The 16,387-nt window shown below is 72.6% G+C and carries 15 protein-coding genes and 2 pseudogenes; 7 read left to right on the top strand and 10 right to left on the bottom strand.

Annotated elements, in window-relative coordinates:
• Nucleotides 1-262: 262 nt before the first annotated feature.
• The 3 genes and pseudogenes from ACGF8A_RS00365 to ACGF8A_RS00355 all read left to right on the top strand — a co-directional run.
• Nucleotides 263-865: a hypothetical protein gene (locus ACGF8A_RS00365; protein ID WP_393102631.1), complete on the top strand. Its 603-nt coding sequence runs from the start codon at nucleotides 263-265 to the stop codon at nucleotides 863-865.
• 185 nt (nucleotides 866-1,050) lie between these two features.
• A complete protein-coding gene (locus ACGF8A_RS00360; protein WP_393102629.1) occupies nucleotides 1,051-1,785 on the top strand; it encodes a 3-keto-5-aminohexanoate cleavage protein in 735 nt (244 codons plus the stop codon).
• 41 nt (nucleotides 1,786-1,826) lie between these two features.
• Nucleotides 1,827-2,357: pseudogene (locus tag ACGF8A_RS00355) on the top strand (RNA ligase (ATP)); the annotation flags it as partial.
• A gap of 50 nt (nucleotides 2,358-2,407) precedes the next feature.
• Here the strand turns inward: ACGF8A_RS00355 and soxR are convergent.
• A complete protein-coding gene (gene soxR, locus ACGF8A_RS00350) occupies nucleotides 2,408-2,923 on the bottom strand; it encodes a redox-sensitive transcriptional activator SoxR (RefSeq protein ID WP_393102627.1) in 516 nt (171 codons plus the stop codon).
• 143 nt (nucleotides 2,924-3,066) lie between these two features.
• Between soxR and ACGF8A_RS00345 the strand changes: the two genes are divergently transcribed.
• Nucleotides 3,067-3,528 carry a MaoC family dehydratase gene (locus ACGF8A_RS00345; RefSeq protein ID WP_393102625.1) on the top strand — a complete coding sequence of 154 codons (462 nt, stop codon included), beginning with the start codon at nucleotides 3,067-3,069 and terminating at the stop codon, nucleotides 3,526-3,528.
• 37 nt (nucleotides 3,529-3,565) lie between these two features.
• On the opposite strand, the gene ACGF8A_RS00340 is transcribed toward ACGF8A_RS00345, so the two are convergent.
• The 3 genes from ACGF8A_RS00340 to ACGF8A_RS00330 all read right to left on the bottom strand — a co-directional run bounded on the left by ACGF8A_RS00340 (nucleotide 3,566) and on the right by ACGF8A_RS00330 (nucleotide 5,797).
• Complete coding sequence (locus ACGF8A_RS00340) at nucleotides 3,566-4,204, bottom strand: TetR/AcrR family transcriptional regulator (RefSeq protein ID WP_393102623.1); 639 nt, start codon at nucleotides 4,202-4,204, stop codon at nucleotides 3,566-3,568.
• A 94-nt stretch (nucleotides 4,205-4,298) separates the two neighbouring features.
• The gene (locus tag ACGF8A_RS00335) at nucleotides 4,299-4,586 is read right to left on the bottom strand and encodes a YiaA/YiaB family inner membrane protein (RefSeq protein ID WP_393102621.1); all 288 of its coding nucleotides are present in this window, start codon (nucleotides 4,584-4,586) and stop codon (nucleotides 4,299-4,301) included.
• Between the two features lie 59 nt (nucleotides 4,587-4,645).
• On the bottom strand, nucleotides 4,646-5,797 hold the full coding sequence (locus ACGF8A_RS00330) for an acyl-CoA dehydrogenase family protein (protein WP_393102619.1): 1,152 nt from the start codon (nucleotides 5,795-5,797) through the stop codon (nucleotides 4,646-4,648).
• Nucleotides 5,798-5,886: 89 nt separating this feature from the next.
• Between ACGF8A_RS00330 and ACGF8A_RS00325 the strand changes: the two genes are divergently transcribed.
• From ACGF8A_RS00325 to ACGF8A_RS00315, 3 genes are all read left to right on the top strand, one after another.
• On the top strand, nucleotides 5,887-6,528 hold the full coding sequence (locus ACGF8A_RS00325; RefSeq protein WP_393102617.1) for a TetR/AcrR family transcriptional regulator: 642 nt from the start codon (nucleotides 5,887-5,889) through the stop codon (nucleotides 6,526-6,528).
• Between the two features lie 46 nt (nucleotides 6,529-6,574).
• The gene (locus ACGF8A_RS00320) at nucleotides 6,575-7,159 is read left to right on the top strand and encodes a hypothetical protein (RefSeq protein ID WP_393102615.1); all 585 of its coding nucleotides are present in this window, start codon (nucleotides 6,575-6,577) and stop codon (nucleotides 7,157-7,159) included.
• Nucleotides 7,160-7,291: 132 nt separating this feature from the next.
• Nucleotides 7,292-8,233, top strand: coding sequence for a DMT family transporter (locus ACGF8A_RS00315; RefSeq protein ID WP_393102613.1), 942 nt, complete (start codon nucleotides 7,292-7,294; stop codon nucleotides 8,231-8,233).
• Here the strand turns inward: ACGF8A_RS00315 and ACGF8A_RS00310 are convergent.
• From ACGF8A_RS00310 to ACGF8A_RS00285, 6 genes and pseudogenes are all read right to left on the bottom strand, one after another.
• On the bottom strand, nucleotides 8,225-9,544 hold the full coding sequence (locus ACGF8A_RS00310; RefSeq protein ID WP_393102611.1) for an MFS transporter: 1,320 nt from the start codon (nucleotides 9,542-9,544) through the stop codon (nucleotides 8,225-8,227). The genes ACGF8A_RS00315 and ACGF8A_RS00310 overlap by 9 nt on opposite strands.
• A 166-nt stretch (nucleotides 9,545-9,710) precedes the next feature.
• Nucleotides 9,711-10,796 (bottom strand): Zn-dependent alcohol dehydrogenase, encoded by a 1,086-nt coding sequence (locus ACGF8A_RS00305; protein ID WP_393102609.1) that lies wholly within the window; start codon nucleotides 10,794-10,796, stop codon nucleotides 9,711-9,713.
• 14 nt (nucleotides 10,797-10,810) lie between these two features.
• Nucleotides 10,811-12,199 (bottom strand): aldehyde dehydrogenase family protein, encoded by a 1,389-nt coding sequence (locus ACGF8A_RS00300; protein ID WP_393102607.1) that lies wholly within the window; start codon nucleotides 12,197-12,199, stop codon nucleotides 10,811-10,813.
• Nucleotides 12,200-12,301: 102 nt separating this feature from the next.
• A pseudogene (locus ACGF8A_RS00295) lies at nucleotides 12,302-12,484 on the bottom strand (DUF3574 domain-containing protein); the annotation flags it as partial.
• A 23-nt stretch (nucleotides 12,485-12,507) separates the two neighbouring features.
• A complete protein-coding gene (locus ACGF8A_RS00290; protein WP_393102605.1) occupies nucleotides 12,508-13,935 on the bottom strand; it encodes a CitMHS family transporter in 1,428 nt (475 codons plus the stop codon).
• 133 nt (nucleotides 13,936-14,068) lie between these two features.
• The gene (locus ACGF8A_RS00285; RefSeq protein WP_393102603.1) at nucleotides 14,069-16,321 is read right to left on the bottom strand and encodes a molybdopterin oxidoreductase family protein; all 2,253 of its coding nucleotides are present in this window, start codon (nucleotides 16,319-16,321) and stop codon (nucleotides 14,069-14,071) included.
• Between the last annotated feature and the right edge of the window lie 66 nt (nucleotides 16,322-16,387).

Here is a 16,387-nt window from a genome sequence, read left to right as displayed (position 1 = left end):
ACGCATACGCGAGCCGTCTTCAGGAACCCGTGAGATCTGTGCGGAGTTCTCAGTCTGTCCAGCGCGACACGCGGGTGCGCCGGCAGGGAGAACGAACGTGCGTCACTTTGCGGGTCGCAACGACCGTCCGCGAGTGGCAGTCGTCACGTGGAGGAAGACGGATGGAGCCGAATCGCCGGTCGATACGTCTATTCGTCGACGTCCGTACGACGACGCCGAAGTGACCGAAGTACAGGTGCAGGTGTGACGGAGGTGCAGGGCGATGGCCGGTTTCCGGAGTCTGGCGAGACAGGTACGCGACCCCCGATGCGATCTCGCGCTACGGCGCTACTCGCTGCGCAAGTGCCTTGAGCGGTTCGCCCCCTACGGGCACAGGGCGACCTGGGACCACTTGTGCACCCGGGCCGGCTTCGGCCCGGAGGACCGTTCTCCCGACCCTGCGCGGCTCGTGGCCGCGTTGGAGGAGCTGGAGGCGGCGCGGGCGGTGTGGCTGGCCTACGAGGTCGAGTTCGCCGAGCGACGCAAGAAGGAGAAGCACGACGGACTGCGCCGGCCGGGCACGGTGGACGACTGGCACAGGCTGACCTGGGGCGGTTTCGGGGTCGCCTGGTGCGACGACCCCGAGGTGCACCCGGGCGAGCCGCTGGCCGAGGTGCTGCGGCGGCTGATCGCCGCGCTGGAGCGCGAACCCGGAGCGGCGTGCCCCGTGTGTGACGGGGAGCGCCTGCAGTGGAAGTACGACCTGGATCACGAGCCCTCGTCGGGCCCGGTCTGCACGGACTGCGGAATCCTCGTCCCGCGCCCCGTGCTCACGCCCGAGGCCCTGGCGTATGCCAGGCGCGAACGACTGCTGATGTCCGCCTGAGACACCGCGAGTGCCACGGCCACGGGGGGAACGGGGGAACGCGCGGCGGCCAAGTGCCGTCCGCCGCGGGCCGGCCGGGGGTGCGAAGGGGATGCCGCACCCCCTGATCGACGAATGACTCGCCGCGCACGCGGGCGGCATGCGGGACCGGGGCGGTTGCCGGTGGTGGCTGCGACCATCGGAGCATGGTGAGCGTGCAGGTCTGTCTCAACGGGACGCGCGAGGCCGCCGACGGCGCCAGGGTGCCGTTGACGCCCGAGGCGATGGCCGAGGCCGCGGCGCGGGCGGTCGCGGCCGGGGCGGTCGACGTCCATGTCCATCCCAAGACGCCGTGCGGGCACGACTCCGTGTCCCCGCGCGTGGTGGCGGCGACGCTGGAGGCGATCCGCCGGCGGGTGCCCGTGCCGGTCGGGGTGACCACCGGCGCCTGGGCCGAGCCCGATCCGGCCGCCCGGCTGGAACGGGTGCGCGGCTGGACCGTGCTTCCCGACCACGCCTCGGTCAACTGGCACGAACCGGGCGCCGAGGAACTGGCCGCCGCCCTGATCGGGGCGGGCGTCGCCGTCGAGGCCGGCATCTGGTCCGGGACGGACGGGGCGGCACGGTTCGCGCGCTCGCCGCTCGGCCCGAAGGTGCTGCGGGTGCTCGCCGAGGTGACGGACCCGTCGCCGCAGACGGCAGAGGACGGCGCACGGGAACTGCTGGCCGGGCTCGGCACCGCGCACGGCCGTCCGGTGCTGCTGCACGGCACGGACGGGAGCGCATGGCCCGTGCTGAGGCTGGCGGGGCGGCTGGGACTGGCGACCCGCGTCGGCCTGGAGGACACGCTGGTCCTGCCGGACGGGCAACCCGCCCCGTCCAACGCGCGGCTGGTGGCGGAGGCGGTGCGGGCGTATGCCGGGGAGCGGGACAGCTGGTGAAGCGGTCGCACCAGCGGTTTCGGACCCCGGGAGTGGAGGGCGACCGGACACCGCCGGGGTCCAAGGGCTTCGGCTCGAGGTCGCCGCCGCTGAAGGAGGACCCACGCAACCTGTACTGGCGCGCGGTGCGCGGACACGGCGTCGCCGAGGCCACGGCACGTCTCGCGGGCCGGCTGGGCGCGTGGCGGGTCGGGATCTTCGGCGAGGTCCACGGCGCGGGAGTGCAGGACCTGACCTACGGCGCGGACGGCCGGCGCGACACGCTGGGCTACGCCGCCGTCGACGTGTCCGCGGAGATCGACGGTCAGGTGCGCCGGCCGGACGCGGAGCAACTGCTCGGCGACGAGATGCCGTTGGTGCCGCGGCTGTTGTCCGGCCCGTACGAGGTGGGGCGCGTACTTGCGCTCACCTCGGGCCGCGAGACGGTGTCCGGGCGTCAACTGCACCTGCGCGAAGGCGTGGTGATCCGCCCGGCCCTGGAGCGCTACAGCCCGGTGACGGGCGGCCGGGCGATCGCGAAGGCCGTGATCCAGGCGCATCTGACGCGCGAAGGCGGGACCGGGTACGAGTGACCGCCGGGCGGCCCAGGGGTGCTGTCGGGACAGCACCCCTAGCCGACCCCCTAGCCGCACCCCCCGGGCCGGTGTTCCCGGGCCCGGGGCGGGTGGCGGTGCGCGGCGTCCGGGCGTTCCACCAGCAGGCGGGAGCCGGAGAGGTGCTCGCCGGAGATGTCGTCGGGGTTGGACAGGACGCAGGTGGCCAGGGACAGGCAGCCGCAGCCGATGCAGTCGGTGAGGTGGTCGCGCAGCCGGTTGAGCTGCGTGATCCGCTGGTCGAGCTCCGCGCGCCACGCCTCGGACAGGCGAGCCCAGTCGTCCCGGGTGGGCGTGCGCTCGTCGGGCAGTTCGGCGAGCGCCTCGCGGATCGTGGCCAGCGGGATGCCGACGCGCTGGGCGGCGCGGACGAAGGCGACGCGGCGCAGCGTGTCACGGGTGTAGCGGCGCTGGTTGCCCGCAGTGCGTCGGCTGCTGATCAGTCCCTTGGCCTCGTAGAAGTGCAGGGCGGAGACGGCGGCGCCGCTGCGCGCGGCGAGCTGGCCGACCGTGAGCTCGTGGATCTTCTCCGGAATCTGGGGCACCTCTCGAAGCCTACCCATCCGGCAACAGCCGGGGTCCGTTGACAGCGGCCCTCGGCGGCACCATGCTAAGCAGTTGCTTAGACATTGCAGTCGTGCGTCAGGCGTGATGCAGCACGCGACGTCGCTACGCGAGAGGCCGGGACATGGCAGAGCCGAGGATCTTCACGTCAGCCGACGAGCTGAAGGCGGCGGTGGGCGAGCAACTGGGGTACACCGACTGGCTGGAGGTCGACCAGAAGCGCGTCGACCTGTTCGCCGAGGCCACCGGCGACCACCAGTGGATCCATGTCGACCCGGAGAAGGCCGCCTCCGGCCCCTTCGGCACGACGATCGCCCACGGCTACCTCACGCTCTCCCTGCTGCCCCTCTTCGGCCCGCAGCTGATCGGCGTCGAGGGCATGAAGATGGGCGTCAACTACGGCACCAACAAGGTCCGCTTCCCCTCCCCCGTCCCGGTCGGCTCCCGGCTCCGCGCCACCGCGAGGATCACCGGCGTCGAGGACGTCACCGGCGGCATCCAGGTGAGTGTCGCCTTCACGGTGGAGCGCGAGGGCGGGGACAAGCCGGCGTGCGTGGCCGAGTCGGTGTCGCGGTACTACCTCTGAGCCGCGGCAGCCGCCGAGCAGCGGGACCCCGTGGGAGCTACGCGGCCGGCGCCTTGCGCACCCCCACCATCCGCAGCACGAGGTCGGCGTAGAGCGCGCCGACCTCGTCGGGCGTCCAGGGCCCCGCGGTGCTGAACCAGCGGGCCACGTCGATGCAGAGCGACAGCACCGCGAGCGTCGTGCCCTGTACGTCGAGCACCTCGAACTCGCCCGCCGCGACGCCGTCCTCGATGATTCCGCGCACCTCGGCGTCGCACTGCCGGCGCAGCGCGACGATCTCCGCGCGGGCCTCGGCGCCGAGCGAGTCCAGCTCGTACTGCACCACTCGCGCGGTGGTGCGCCCCCCGGCGTGCCAGCGGACGAAGGAGCTCACCGCGTCGGCGAGCCGCTCGGTCGCGCCGCCCTCGCGCCGGGCCGCGGTCCGCAGGATGTCCAGGGCCCGCTCGTGGCCGATCCTGCTGATGCGGTGCAGCAGCTCTTCCTTGGTCTTGTAGTGGATGTAGAGCGCGGCCGGGCTCATCCCGGCGCGGCCCGCGATGTCACGGGTCGTCGTGGCGTGGTAGCCGCGTTCGGCGAAGGCCTCCACGGCCGCGACCAGCAGTCGCCGGGCCGCCTCGGGGGTGACCTCGGCCCACGGCTGTGTCTCGCCGCCGGCCGTCTCCTCCGCCGTAGTCATCGCTCGTTCGCCCCTCTCGCCGACCAGAGGCTCCACCATACCGCCGAAGCTGAGCGGGCGCTTAGCGAGGCGGGTCCCGGGGCGGGGAGCGGCTTCAGAGCTTCTCGAAGGGGTCGTGCTCGGCGAGCAGCCTGTCCAGCCGGGCCTGGTCCACCCGGCTCACGATCTGCCCGGCCTCCTGCCGGTCCCGGATGACCTTGGCGAGCGTGAAGGCGGATGTGACGAGGTAGAGGACGGCGATGGCGAGGAAGGCCCGCACCCACGGGTCGGCCTCCAACTGGAAGATGCCGACGGCGGTGGCGGCGAGGGCGACCGCGAACGACGCCACGGCCTGTCCGTAGAAGGCGGCCGTGCTCTGCTGCTTGACCGGTGTGTCACTCATGGGGAACAGGGTCGGCGAATGTGGCGACGGCCACATCCGCCGAAGTACTCAGATGGTACTCAGAACGCCGAAACGCCCGTGAGCGCCCGCCCGATGAGCAGCTTCTGGATCTGGCTCGTGCCCTCGTAGAGGGTCATCACCCGGGCGTCGCGCAGCAGCTTGCCCGCCGGGTACTCGTCGACGTAGCCGTAGCCGCCGTACACCTGGAGGGCGTTGCCGGCGGCGCGCACGGCCGCCTCGGAGGCGAACAGCTTGGCCTTGGACGCCTCGGTGGCGAACGGCAGCCCGCGGTCGATCAGGTCGGCGACCCGCCAGGTCAGCAGCCGGGCCGCGTCGACGTCCACGGCGATGTCGCTGATCAGCTCCTGGACGAGCTGGTGGTGGGCGATGGACTTGCCGAACTGCTCGCGCTCGCCCGCGTGACGGACCGCCGCGTCGAGCGCCGCCTGGGCGATGCCGACGCATCCGGCCGCGACCGACATCCGGCCCTTGGCGAGGGCCGACATGGCGACCGAGAAGCCCTTGCCCTCCTCGCCCAGCATGGCGGCGGCGGGCACGCGGACGTCCTCGAAGACCAGTTCGGCGGTGGCCTGCCCGCGCAGGCCGAGTTTGCCGTGGATGGTGCGGCGGGTCAGCCCCGGTGTGCCGGCCGGCACGAGGAACGCGGAGACACCCCTGTGGCCGGGCGCGCCGGTGGACCGGGCGAAGAGCAGGACGACGTCGGCCCAGGTGCCGTTGGTGATGAACATCTTGGTGCCGTTGATGACGTAGTCCCCGCCGTCGCGGACGGCGCGGGTGGTCAGGTTGCCGGCGTCGGAGCCGGTGCCCGGCTCGGTCAGGCCGAAGCAGCCGACGTACTCACCGGAGGTCAGGCCCGGCAGCCAGCGGCGCTTGTGCTCCTCGTCGCCCCAGGCGGCGACGGCCTTGGCGACCAGGCCGAGCGAGACGGAGACGATGCCGCGCACGGAGGAGTCACCGCGGCCGAGTTCCTCGGTGACCAGGCAGTACGAGAGGTGGTCACCTCCGCCGCCGCCGTACTCCTCGTCGACGGTCAGGCCGAGGAAGCCGACCTCGCCGAGCTTCTTGACGATCCCCCGGTCGACCTCCTCGGCGCGGTCCCAGGCGGTGGCGTGGGGGGTGATCTCGCGCTCCACGAAGTCCCGGGCGAGCTGCCGTACGGCGGCCTGCTCCTCGCTGAGCTCCAGGTTCATGACACGTCACCCCACAGGAAAGGCACACCTTGAAGGTCGTACGTTAAATTAGCAGTGCTAGTTTCTGGCTCAGCTTTACTATGTGCGCCATGGCCCGACCGCGCAAGCCCCTGCTCAGCACCGACCGGATCGTGGACGCGGCCCGGACGCTGGTGGACACGGAGGGCCTCGCGGCCGTCTCCACCCGGCGGCTCGCGGCGGAGCTGGGAGTGAGCGGGCCATCGCTGTACAACCACTTCCGCACCAAGGACGAGATCCTGGAGGCGGTCGCCGACTCGGTGAGCGCGCAGGTCGATCTGTCGATGCTCGAGGAGGGGCGGGACTGGCGGACCGCGCTGCACGACTGGGCGGTCTCCTACCGGGCCGCCCTGCGCGACCACCCGAACATCGTGCCGGTACTGGCCCGCGGCCCCGGCCGGCGCCCCGCCGCGCTGCGGCTCGCCGACGCCGTCTACGGCGCGATGGTCGAGGCAGGCTGGCCGCCGGCGCAGGCGACGTCCATCGGCGCGCTGATGCGGTACTTCATCATGGGCTCCGCGCTCGGCTCGTTCGCCGCGGGCTTCGTGACCGACGAGAGCGCGTACGACCCGGCCGACTACCCGCACCTCGGGCAGGCGCACCTCCTCGCCGAGCAGCAGGAGAAGATCGACGAGCGGGCCTTCGAGACGGGGCTCGGCGCGCTGCTGGACGGGCTTGCACTGCAGTACGAGCAGGTCGCGCGGCTCCCCTAGGCATATTTCGGGGAGCACCGAAGGATGCCGGTCCCATGCCGGACGCATGACCGGAGTGCCGGCCGAGGAACGGCAGGGCCGGCACCGGTACGTACGGCTGGCCGACGCTCGGATCGCGCAGCTCGTCGAGGTTCTGGCCGCGCAGGTCGCGCCGGGTGCCGTGGCCCGACGGGCGGGCGGGCCGCGCGAGGCGGGCGCCGGGTCGGCCACGGCCCGGGGCCGCACGCGCTACGACCATCTCGCCGGGCGGCTCGGCATCACGCTCACCGACGCGCTCACCGCGCGCGGACTGCTGTGGGCGGCGAGCGGGTCCAAGGAGAGCGCCGGCGCGGGGAGTTCGGCCGCCCCGGCCCCGGGCGGCCGGGCACGGGCGCGCCCCGGCACCGGCCGGCGCGGCCCGGAGGCGACGAGCGACGAGCGGAACGGTGGCTTCGCGCTCACGGAGGCGGGCCTGCGCCGGTTCGGCGAGACGGGCATCGCCCTGGACCGCACCGGCCGCCGCCCGCCGGCCCGCGCCTGCCTGGAGCGGACCGAGCGGCGCCCGCACCTCGCGGGCGCCGCGAGCGCCGCGCTGTGCCGGCACGCCCGCGACACGGGCTGGCGTGTGCGCATCGCTCGGAGCGGGCGGTGAAGGTGACCCCGGCCGGTGAGCAGGCGCTGTCCGCCCCGCTCGGCACCGGGGTGGCCGCGGTGCGCTGAGCGCCGGGCACCCCGTCCGAAATCCGCGAGCCCCCGTACCCCTGCCCCTCCTGACCTCGGGAACATGATGAACCTCGCCCCTCCCACCCAGCTGCTGGCCGCAGGCGCCGCCACCGTCACGGTGGTGCTGTGGGCCTCCGCCTTCGTCTCGATCCGCAGCGCGGGAGCCGCGTACTCGCCGGGCGCGCTGGCGCTCGGGCGGCTGCTCTCGGGAGCCCTCGTGCTGGGCGTGGTGCTTGTCGTACGAGGGGAGGGGTGGCCGCCGCGGGAGGCCTGGCGCGGAATCGCGATATCGGGCGTGCTGTTGTTCGGCTTCTACATGGTGGCCCTCAACTGGGGCGAACAGCAGGTCGACGCCGGCACGGCGGCCCTGGTCGTGAACGTCGGCCCGATCCTCATCGCCCTGCTCGGCGCCCGGCTGCTCGGCGATCCGATGCCGCCGCGGCTGCTGGCCGGGATGGCGGTGTCCTTCGCCGGCGCGGTGACGGTGGGTCTGTCGATGTCGGGCGAGGGCGGCTCGTCGGTGCTCGGGGTGGCGCTGTGCCTGCTGGCCGCGATCGCCTACGCGGGCGGCGTGGTGGCGCAGAAGCCGGCCCTGGGCCGGGCGAGCGTGTTACAGGTGACGGCGTTCGGTTGCCTGGTCGGGGCGGTGTGCTGTCTGCCGTTCTCCTGGCAGCTGGTGACGGAGGCGGCCGCCGCGCCGCCGACGGCCACCCTCAACATGGTGTATCTGGGTGTCTTCCCGACCGCGCTGGCCTTCACCACCTGGGCCTACGCCCTGTCCCGCACGACCGCGAGCCGGATGGGCGCGACGACGTACGCCGTCCCCGCCCTGGTCGTGCTGATGTCCTGGCTGGCGCTGGGCGAGGTGCCCGGACTGCTCACCATGGCGGGCGGCGCGCTGTGCCTGGCCGGCGTGGCGGTGTCGCGGTCCCGGCCGCGGTCCGCGGCACCGGCGACCGGGCCGGTGTCGCGGACCGAACGGGAGGCCTCGAGGTCAGCGTGAACGTGCCCGGTCCGCCAGGACCTTGATGGACAGCAGCGCGATCAGGGCGAGGCCGATGATGTAGGCGGACACCGCCATGGACGTGCCGGTCGCCTCCAGCAGCAGCACCATGACGAACGGGGCGAGCCCGCCACCGGCCACGGCCGCGATCTGGTAGCCGAGGGAGGCGCCGGTGTAGCGCATCTCGGGCGTGAACAGCTCGGCGAACAGGGCGGCCTGGGGGCCGTACATGATGCTGAGGAAGCAGCTGGCGACGAAGGTGCCCACCGCCAGCCACAGCAGGGAACCGGTGTCGATCAGCAGGAACAGCGGGACGGCCCACAGCGCGATGCCCGCCGCACCGAGCGCGTAGATCCTGATCCGGCCGACCCGGTCGGAGAGCGCGGCCGAGGCGGGGATCAGGATCAGCTGGGTGAGGCTGACGCAGAGGGAGACGGTGAGGACCGCGCCGCGGTTCATGTCCAGTTCGCGGGTGGTGTAGTCGAGGACGCCGGTGATGAGGATGTAGAACGTCGCGGTGTTCACGGCGAAGGAGCCGCCGGCGAGCAGCACCGTGCCGAGATGGTGGCGCAGGACGGTGCGCAGCGGGCTGCTCTGCTCCGACTTCTCCCGCTCGGCCAGCGCCTTCTCCGCCTCCCGGAACTCGGGGGTCTCCTCGACGCGGGTGTGGATGTACCAGGCGAGTGCGAGCACGAGGACGCCGACCAGGAACGGCAGCCGCCAGCCCCAGGACTCGAACGCCGGCTCCGAGGTGAGCGCGCCGGCCAGCAGGAAGACCGTGTTGGCGGTCACCACGCCGATGGGGACGCCGAGTTGGACGACGCTGCCGTAGACGCCTCGCTTGCCCTCGGGGGCGTACTCGGTGGCCAGCAGCATCGCGCCGCCCCACTGGGCGCCCACCGCGACGCCCTGCGCCACGCGGAGCAGGACGAGGAGGACGGGAGCGGCGACGCCGATCGTCTCGTACGTCGGCAGCAGGCCGATGCCGGTGGTGGCGACGCCCATCAGCGTGAGCGCGAGGACCAGCATCGGCTTGCGGCCGCGCTTGTCACCGAGGTGGCCGGCGACGATGCCGCCGAGGGGGCGGGCGAGGAAGCCGACGGCGAAGGTGGCGAAGGCGGCGAGTACACCGGCGGTGGGACTGCCCGCGGGGAAGTACAGGTCGCCGAGGATCAGGGCGGCGGCGATGCCGAAGACGAAGTAGTCGTACCACTCGACGGCGGAGGCGAGGGCGGCGGCGGTGGCGACCCGGCGGCGGTCGGGGGTGACCGGCGTGGTGGTGAGCGGCTGGGCGGAAGGTGGGGTGTCCATGTGTGCACACTCCGGTGGGTGCGGTGGGGACGTTCCCGGGGAACATACTGACCGGACGGTATGGGGTCAACGGTCGTGCGTGAAGTCACCGAGGGGGCCTGGGGAGAAAGGGGGGACCCGGGCAGCGCCCGGGTCCCCCGAGGTCAGAACTCGCAGACGGCCGGGGTCAGAAGACCACCAGCGCCCGGCCGCCCTTGCCCGCCAGCATGTTCTCGAACGCCGCCGGGATGCCGTCCAGGGCGATCCGTTCGGTCACCAGCGCCGACAGGTCCAGCCGGCCCGCGCGGACGTGCTCGGCCAGGACCGGCAGATCCCGCTCCGGGTCGGAGTTGCCGTAGACGCAGCCGGACAGGGTGCGGCCCCAGTGGAAGATCTCCAGGGCGTTGAAGGTGACCTGCTGGTCCTTGCCTCCGATGCCGACCACCGTGGTGCGGCCGCCGCGGCGGGTCGACTCCCAGGCCGTGCGGATGGTGACCGCGCGCCCCACGCACTCCACGGCCACGTCCACGCCCTGCTTACCGGTCAGGGCGCGGATCTCCCGGGCGGTGGTGTCGGAGGCGACGACGTAGTCGGTGGCACCGGCCGCACGGGCCAGTTCCTCCTTCTCCGGCGAGACGTCCACCGCGACGATCCGTGCGGCGCCCGCGATCCGCGCCGACTGGATCGCCGCCAGGCCCACCCCGCCGGCGCCGAACACCGCGACCGTCTCGCCCGGCCGGACCTGCGCGCAGTGGTGCACGGCGCCGTAACCCGTGAGGACCGCGCAGCCCAGCAGCGCCGCGTCGGTCAGCGGGACACCCCGCGGTGCGGGCAGCGCGCAGGACGTCGGCACCACCGTCTCCTCCGCGAACGCGGCCACGTTCAGCCCGGGGTGCAACCGGGCGCCGTCGGAGGTGCGGTGGGCGTGGACGTCGGCGGAGCCGTTGAGGGCGTTGGCGCAGAGCCACACCTCGCCGCGCGCGCAGGCGGGGCAGTCGCCGCACGACGGGGCCCAGTTGAGGACGACGCCGTCGCCCGGCGCGAGATGCGTGACCCCTTCGCCGACGGCGACGACCGTGCCCGCGCCCTCGTGGCCGAGGACGGCCGGGACCGGGACGCGCATGGTGCCGTTGGACAGGGACAGATCGGAGTGGCACACCCCGGCCGCGGCGAGGCGGACCCGGATCCGGCCGGGGCCGGGCTCGGGGAGGTCGATCTCCGTGACCTCCAGCGGGGCACCGACAGCCGGAAGGACGGCGGCACGAACGGCCATGACAATGATCTCCTCTAGAACTGGAGGGACTTGGTCTGGAGGTACTCGGCCAGGCCGTGCACGCCGAGTTCCCGGCCCACGCCCGACTGCTTGTAGCCGCCGAAGGGTGCGAGCGGGTTGAAGCGGCCGCCGTTGATGTCGACCTGACCCGTCTCCATCCGGCGGGCGAAGGCCACCGCCTCCGCCTCCTCGCCCGCCCAGACCGCGCCGGCGAGGCCGTAGACCGTGCCGTTCGCGATGCGCAGGGCGTCCGCCTCGTCCTCGTAGCGGAGGATCGACAGGACCGGCCCGAAGATCTCCTCCTGCGCGACGGTCATCTCCGGCGTGACGTCCGCGAGGACGGTGGGGCTGACGAAGTAGCCGCGCTCACGCGGTGCCTCGACGCCACCCGCGACCAGGCGGGCACCCTCGGCCACGCCCTTGTCGATGTAGCCGCGCACGCGGTCCCGCTGCCGGGCGTTCACTAGGGGCCCGATGCGCTCGCCGTACCTGGCGGCCGCGGCGACGGCCAGTTCGACGGCGGCGGTGTACTGCGAGGAGTGCACCAGCATCCGGGTCCACGCGCTGCACGTCTGCCCCGAGTTGGACATCACGTTGGCGACGCCGACGTTGACCGCCTTGGCGAGGTCGGCGCTCGGCAGGATGACGTTGGCGGACTTCCCGCCCAGTTCCAGGGCCACCTTCTTCACCGCGGCACCCGCCGTGGCGGCGATCCGCCTGCCGACGGCCGTGGAGCCGGTGAAGGAGACCAGGTCGACGCCCGGGTGCTCGGCGAGCGCCTGCCCGGCGACCGGGCCGAGGCCGGTGACCAGGTTGAAGACACCGGCCGGGACGCCCGCCTCGTCGACCGCCTCCGCGAAGGCCTGTGCGGTCAGCGGGGTGTCCTCGGCGGGCTTCAGCACGACCGTGCAGCCCGCGGCGAGGGCCGGGGCGACCTTGGCGACGATCTGGTGCAGGGGGTAGTTCCACGGCGTGATCGCACCGACGACGCCGATCGGCTCCTGGTAGACGGTCGAGTTGCCGACCTTCTCCTCGAAGGGGTGGGTCGCGGCCAGTCCGGCGTACGAACCTGCCACCGCGATCGGTGCGCCCAGGTGCACCGCCTGCGAGAACGGCAGCGGCGAACCCAGCTCGGCGGTGATCGTCTCCGCGATCTCGTCCTTGCGGGCCGCCAGCACGTCGCGCAGGGCGGCCAGCCGCGCGGCCCGTTCGGCGGGGGGCGTCGCGGACCAGGCCGGCAGCGCGGCGCGGGCGGCGCGCACGGCCCGGTCCACGTCCTCGGCGGTGCCCGCCGGGACCCGGCCGATGATCTCCTCGTCGGCCGGGTTCACGACCTCGATCAGGTCCCGGCCTGCGGCGGGGCGCCAGGTGCCGTCGATGTACATCCCGTCCCGGGCCTTCATGGCCTACCTCCCGAACCGCGGTGTCGTCGGCACCCAAACTAGCGGCGATAGTTTTCCCGCGCCAGGGCCCGCCGAGAGGGTACGGCAACGCCGCCGAGCGGCTCAGAAGCCGACCCGCACCTGATCGTCCACGCGCCCGACCGCCTCCTGACCGAAGGCCTTCTCGTAGTCCCGCCGGATCTCCTCGATCTTCCGGTCACTGACCGCCGCCGCACCCACCGGATACAGCAGGATCAGCTCGTACGACCGCTCCTTCCCGATCGTGCCGCTGGCGTCCCGCCACTGCCAGCCGGTCGGGCGCGGATCCGTCAGATGATGCCGAACAGGATTCCGGCGCCGAGAATCACCAGGCAGGTCACGGCCGCCCACTTCACCACGAACCGCGTGTGGTCGCCGAACTCGACCTTCGCCATGCCGACCAGCACGTACACGGCCGGGACCAGCGGGCTGGACATGTGCAGCGGCTGGCCGACCAGCGAGGCGCGGGCCATCTCCAGCGGCGTGACGCCGTGCGCCGCGCCCGCCTCGGCGAGGACCGGCAGGACACCGAAGTAGAAGCCGTCGTTGGACATGAAGTAGGTGAGCGGGAGGCTCAGCACGCCCGTGACCAGGGCCATGTGCGGGCCCATACTGCCGGGGATGACGTCGACCAGCCAGGTGGCCATGCTGTCGACCATGCCGGTGCCCTGCAGGACGCCGGTGAAGACGGCGGCGGCGAAGACCATTCCGGAGACGTTGAGGACGTTGTCGGCGTGCGCGGCGAGGCGGGCCTTCTGGTCCGGGATCTTGGGGAAGTTGACGGTGAGCGCGAGGGCGGCGCCGATCAGGAACAGCACCGGGATCGGCAGCAGCTCCATGATCATGGCGGTGAGCAGGCCGACCGTGAGCAGCGCGTTGAACCAGAGCAGTTTGGGGCGCAGGGTGGGGCGGTCGGGGTCGAGGCCCTGGAAGTCGTCGTCCTCGCAGGGGGCTTCGGCGTCGGTGCCGGAGCCGCCGGTGGCGGTGGAGCCGTTGCCCTTGTCGAGGCGGACCTTGCCGGTGGCGGCACCGGAGCCGTTGCCCACGAGGACCGTCTGCCTCTCCTCGTCCGGCTCCTCCTCCAGCACCTCGTCCAGCGTCAGCACACCGAGCCGGCGGCGCTCGCGCAGACCCAGGAAGTACGACAGGGCGATGACGAAGGCCAGGCCGACGGCGAGGGCCGGGATCATCGGGACGAAGATGTCGCCGGCGTCCAGCTTCAGGGCGGTGGCGGCGCGGGCGGTCGGGCCTCCCCACGGCAGGGTGTTCATCACGCCGTTGGCGGTCGCGGCAACACCGGTCATGACGACCAGGCTCATCTTCAGCCGCTTGTACAGCGGGTACATCGCCGAGACCGTGATCATGAAGGTGGTCGAGCCGTCGCCGTCCAGCGAGACGATCGCGGCGAGCAGGGCCGTACCGACGACGATGCGCATCGGGTCGGCCTTGCAGAACTTCAGGATGCCGCGGACGATCGGGTCGAACAGACCGACGTCGATCATCACCCCGAAGTAGACGATCGCGAACATCAGCATCGCCGCGGTGGGGGCGAGGGTGGAGACTCCGTCGATGACGTAGTCGCCGAGGTGGGCGCCCTTGCCCACGACCACGCAGAACAGCGCGGGGATGAGCACGAGCGCCGCGATCGGCGACATCTTCTTCAGCATGATCAGGACCAGGAAGGTCGCGATCATGGCGAAGCCGAGGATGGTCAGCATGAGTGGATACCTAACGTTCGCCCTTGAACTCCCACCAGGGCCGGCGGTGCGACGACGTTAGGTCCCGTCAAACAGCGTTAACAAGACGTTGACCTGCGAGCAATAAGCGCAAAACTCCTGGTCACAGCTTTGCTCAGGTCAGCGCGGTGAGCTTGCCGGGCACCGGCGCCACTTCCACGGGCACGCCGTTGAGCACCGCGTTGCCGGACAGCGGGTCGAGCAGGCTGCCGTCGAGGAGCTGGTTGACGTTGACGCCGGGGTCGGTGGCGGCGTGCGTGAGGCGGGTGCCGGGACGGTCGTGCCCCCAGCCGTGCGGCAGGCTGACCACGCCGGGACGGACGGCGTCGGTGATCTCGGCGGGGGCGGTCACCTCTCCCCCGGCTCCCTTGATCCGCACCGGCGCCGCGCTGCGCACGCCGAGCCGTTCGGCGTCCTCGGGGTGGATGTGCAGGGTGCAGCGGTTGGTGCCGCCGGTCAGGGCGGGGACGTTGTGCATCCAGCTGTTGTTGGACCGCAGATGGCGGCGGCCGACGAGGACGAGGCCGTCGGCGCGCTCTTCCATGGCCCGCCGCAGCCGCGGCAGATCGCCGGCGATGGGGCGCGGCAGCAGCTCGACCCTCCCGCTCGCCGTCTTCAGCGGCTGCGGCAGGCGGGGCCGGAGAGGGCCGAGGTCCACGCCGTGCGGATGGGCGAGCAGCTTCTCCAGGGTCAGCCCGTCCGGGCGTACGCCGAAACCGTCGCCGTAGGGGCCGAGGCGCAGCATCATGTCCAGCCGCCGCTCGGGGCCGTTGTCGCCGGTGAGCTGGGCCGCGAGGTCGCGCGGTTCCCGGCCGTGCACCGGTGAGTGGGCCTCGTTGACCGCCTTGCCGAGGGTCTGGTCGATGACCGTCGCGTCGACGGCTCCGGGGTCGGCGCCGTGCATCCCGGAGGCGGCCAGGACCAGCCGGGCGAGGATCTCGGTCTCGGCCATCCGCCCGGGTTCGAGCGGGACGGCGGGGCGGGTGTAGCGGACCTGGTTGCGCACGGAGAGGGTGTTGAAGGCGAAGTCGTGGTGGGCGCTGCGGGACGGCGGAGGCGGCGGCAGCACGACGTGGGCGTGGCGGGAGGTCTCGTTGAGGTAGGGGTCGACGCTGACCATGAAGTCGAGCGAGTCGAGGGCCTTGTCGAGCCGGTCGCCGTCGGGCGCGGACAGCACCGGGTTGGCGGCGATGGCGATCAGCGCCCGGATCGGCTCGCCCTCCTCGGTGGCGGTGTCGATCTCCTCGGCGAGCGCGGAGAGCGGCAACTCGCCCTTCGCCTCCGGGTGCTTGCTCACCCGGGAGCGCCAGCGCCCGAGCGTGAAGCCGCGGCCGGGTCCGGCCGGGCGGGGTGTCCGGTCGGTGGCGGCCTGCGGGAAGAGGACGCCGCCCGGCCGGTCGAGGTTGCCGGTGAGGATGTTGAGGACGTCCACGAGCCAGCTGGCGAGGGTGCCGTGCGGGACCGTGCAGCTGCCGATGCGGCCGTAGACGGCGGCGGTGGGGGCGGCGGCCAGTTCCCGGGCGAGGGCGCGCGTCACATCGGGTTCGACGTCGCAGGCGCCGGCGACGGCCTCGGGCGTGAAGTCCCCTATCGCCTCGCGGAGTTCGGGGAGGGCCTCGACGTGCGACGCGAGGTCGCCGAGCGCGACCAGATCTTCCTCGAAGAGCACCCGCGCCATCGCCGCGAGCAGCAGGGCGTCCGTGCCGGGCCGGATGGCGATGTGGCGGTCGGCGAGTTTGGCGGTGCGGGTGCGGCGCGGATCGATCACGGTGAGGGTGCCGCCACGCGCCTTGAGAGCCTTCAGCTTGCCGGGGAAGTCGGGCGCGGTGCACAGACTGCCGTTGGACTCCAGGGGGTTGGCCCCGATGAGCAGCAGATGGTCGGTGCGGTCGAGGTCGGGCACGGGGATGGCGTTGGCGTCCCCGTAGAGCAGCCCGCTGGAGACGTGCTTGGGCATCTGGTCGACCGTCGACGCGGTGAACACGCTCCTGGTGCCGAGGGCGCCGAGCAGGACGGGCGGATAGAGCGCGCCGGCCATGGTGTGCACGTTGGGGTTGCCGAGGACCACGCCGACGGAGTTCGCCCCGTACCGCTCGACGACCGGCCTGATCCCGGCCGCCACGGCGTCGAACGCCTCCTGCCAGGTGGCCTCCCGCAACTCCCCGTCCTTGCGTACGAGCGGGCCCGGCAACCGGTCGGGGTCGCCGTCGACGGCTGCGAAGGAGGCACCCTTGGGGCAGATGAACCCCTGGCTGAACACGTCGTCGCGGTCACCGCGGGCCCCGGTGACGCGGGTTCCCTCGATGGTGAGCGTCAGCCCGCAGGTGGCCTCGCACAGGGGGCAGATTCGCAGGGCGGTGCGGGACACGGGTCCTCCCGGGGTCTGGCGGCTACGGCGACGCTCGGACGTGTCGAGCATACCGACCGGTATGCA

Origin of the sequence: Streptomyces sp. NPDC047706 (genome assembly GCF_043204795.1) — a bacterium.
Classification (GTDB): Bacteria; Actinomycetota; Actinomycetes; order Streptomycetales; family Streptomycetaceae; genus Streptomyces.
This window is presented reverse-complemented; position numbering and strand designations above follow the sequence as displayed.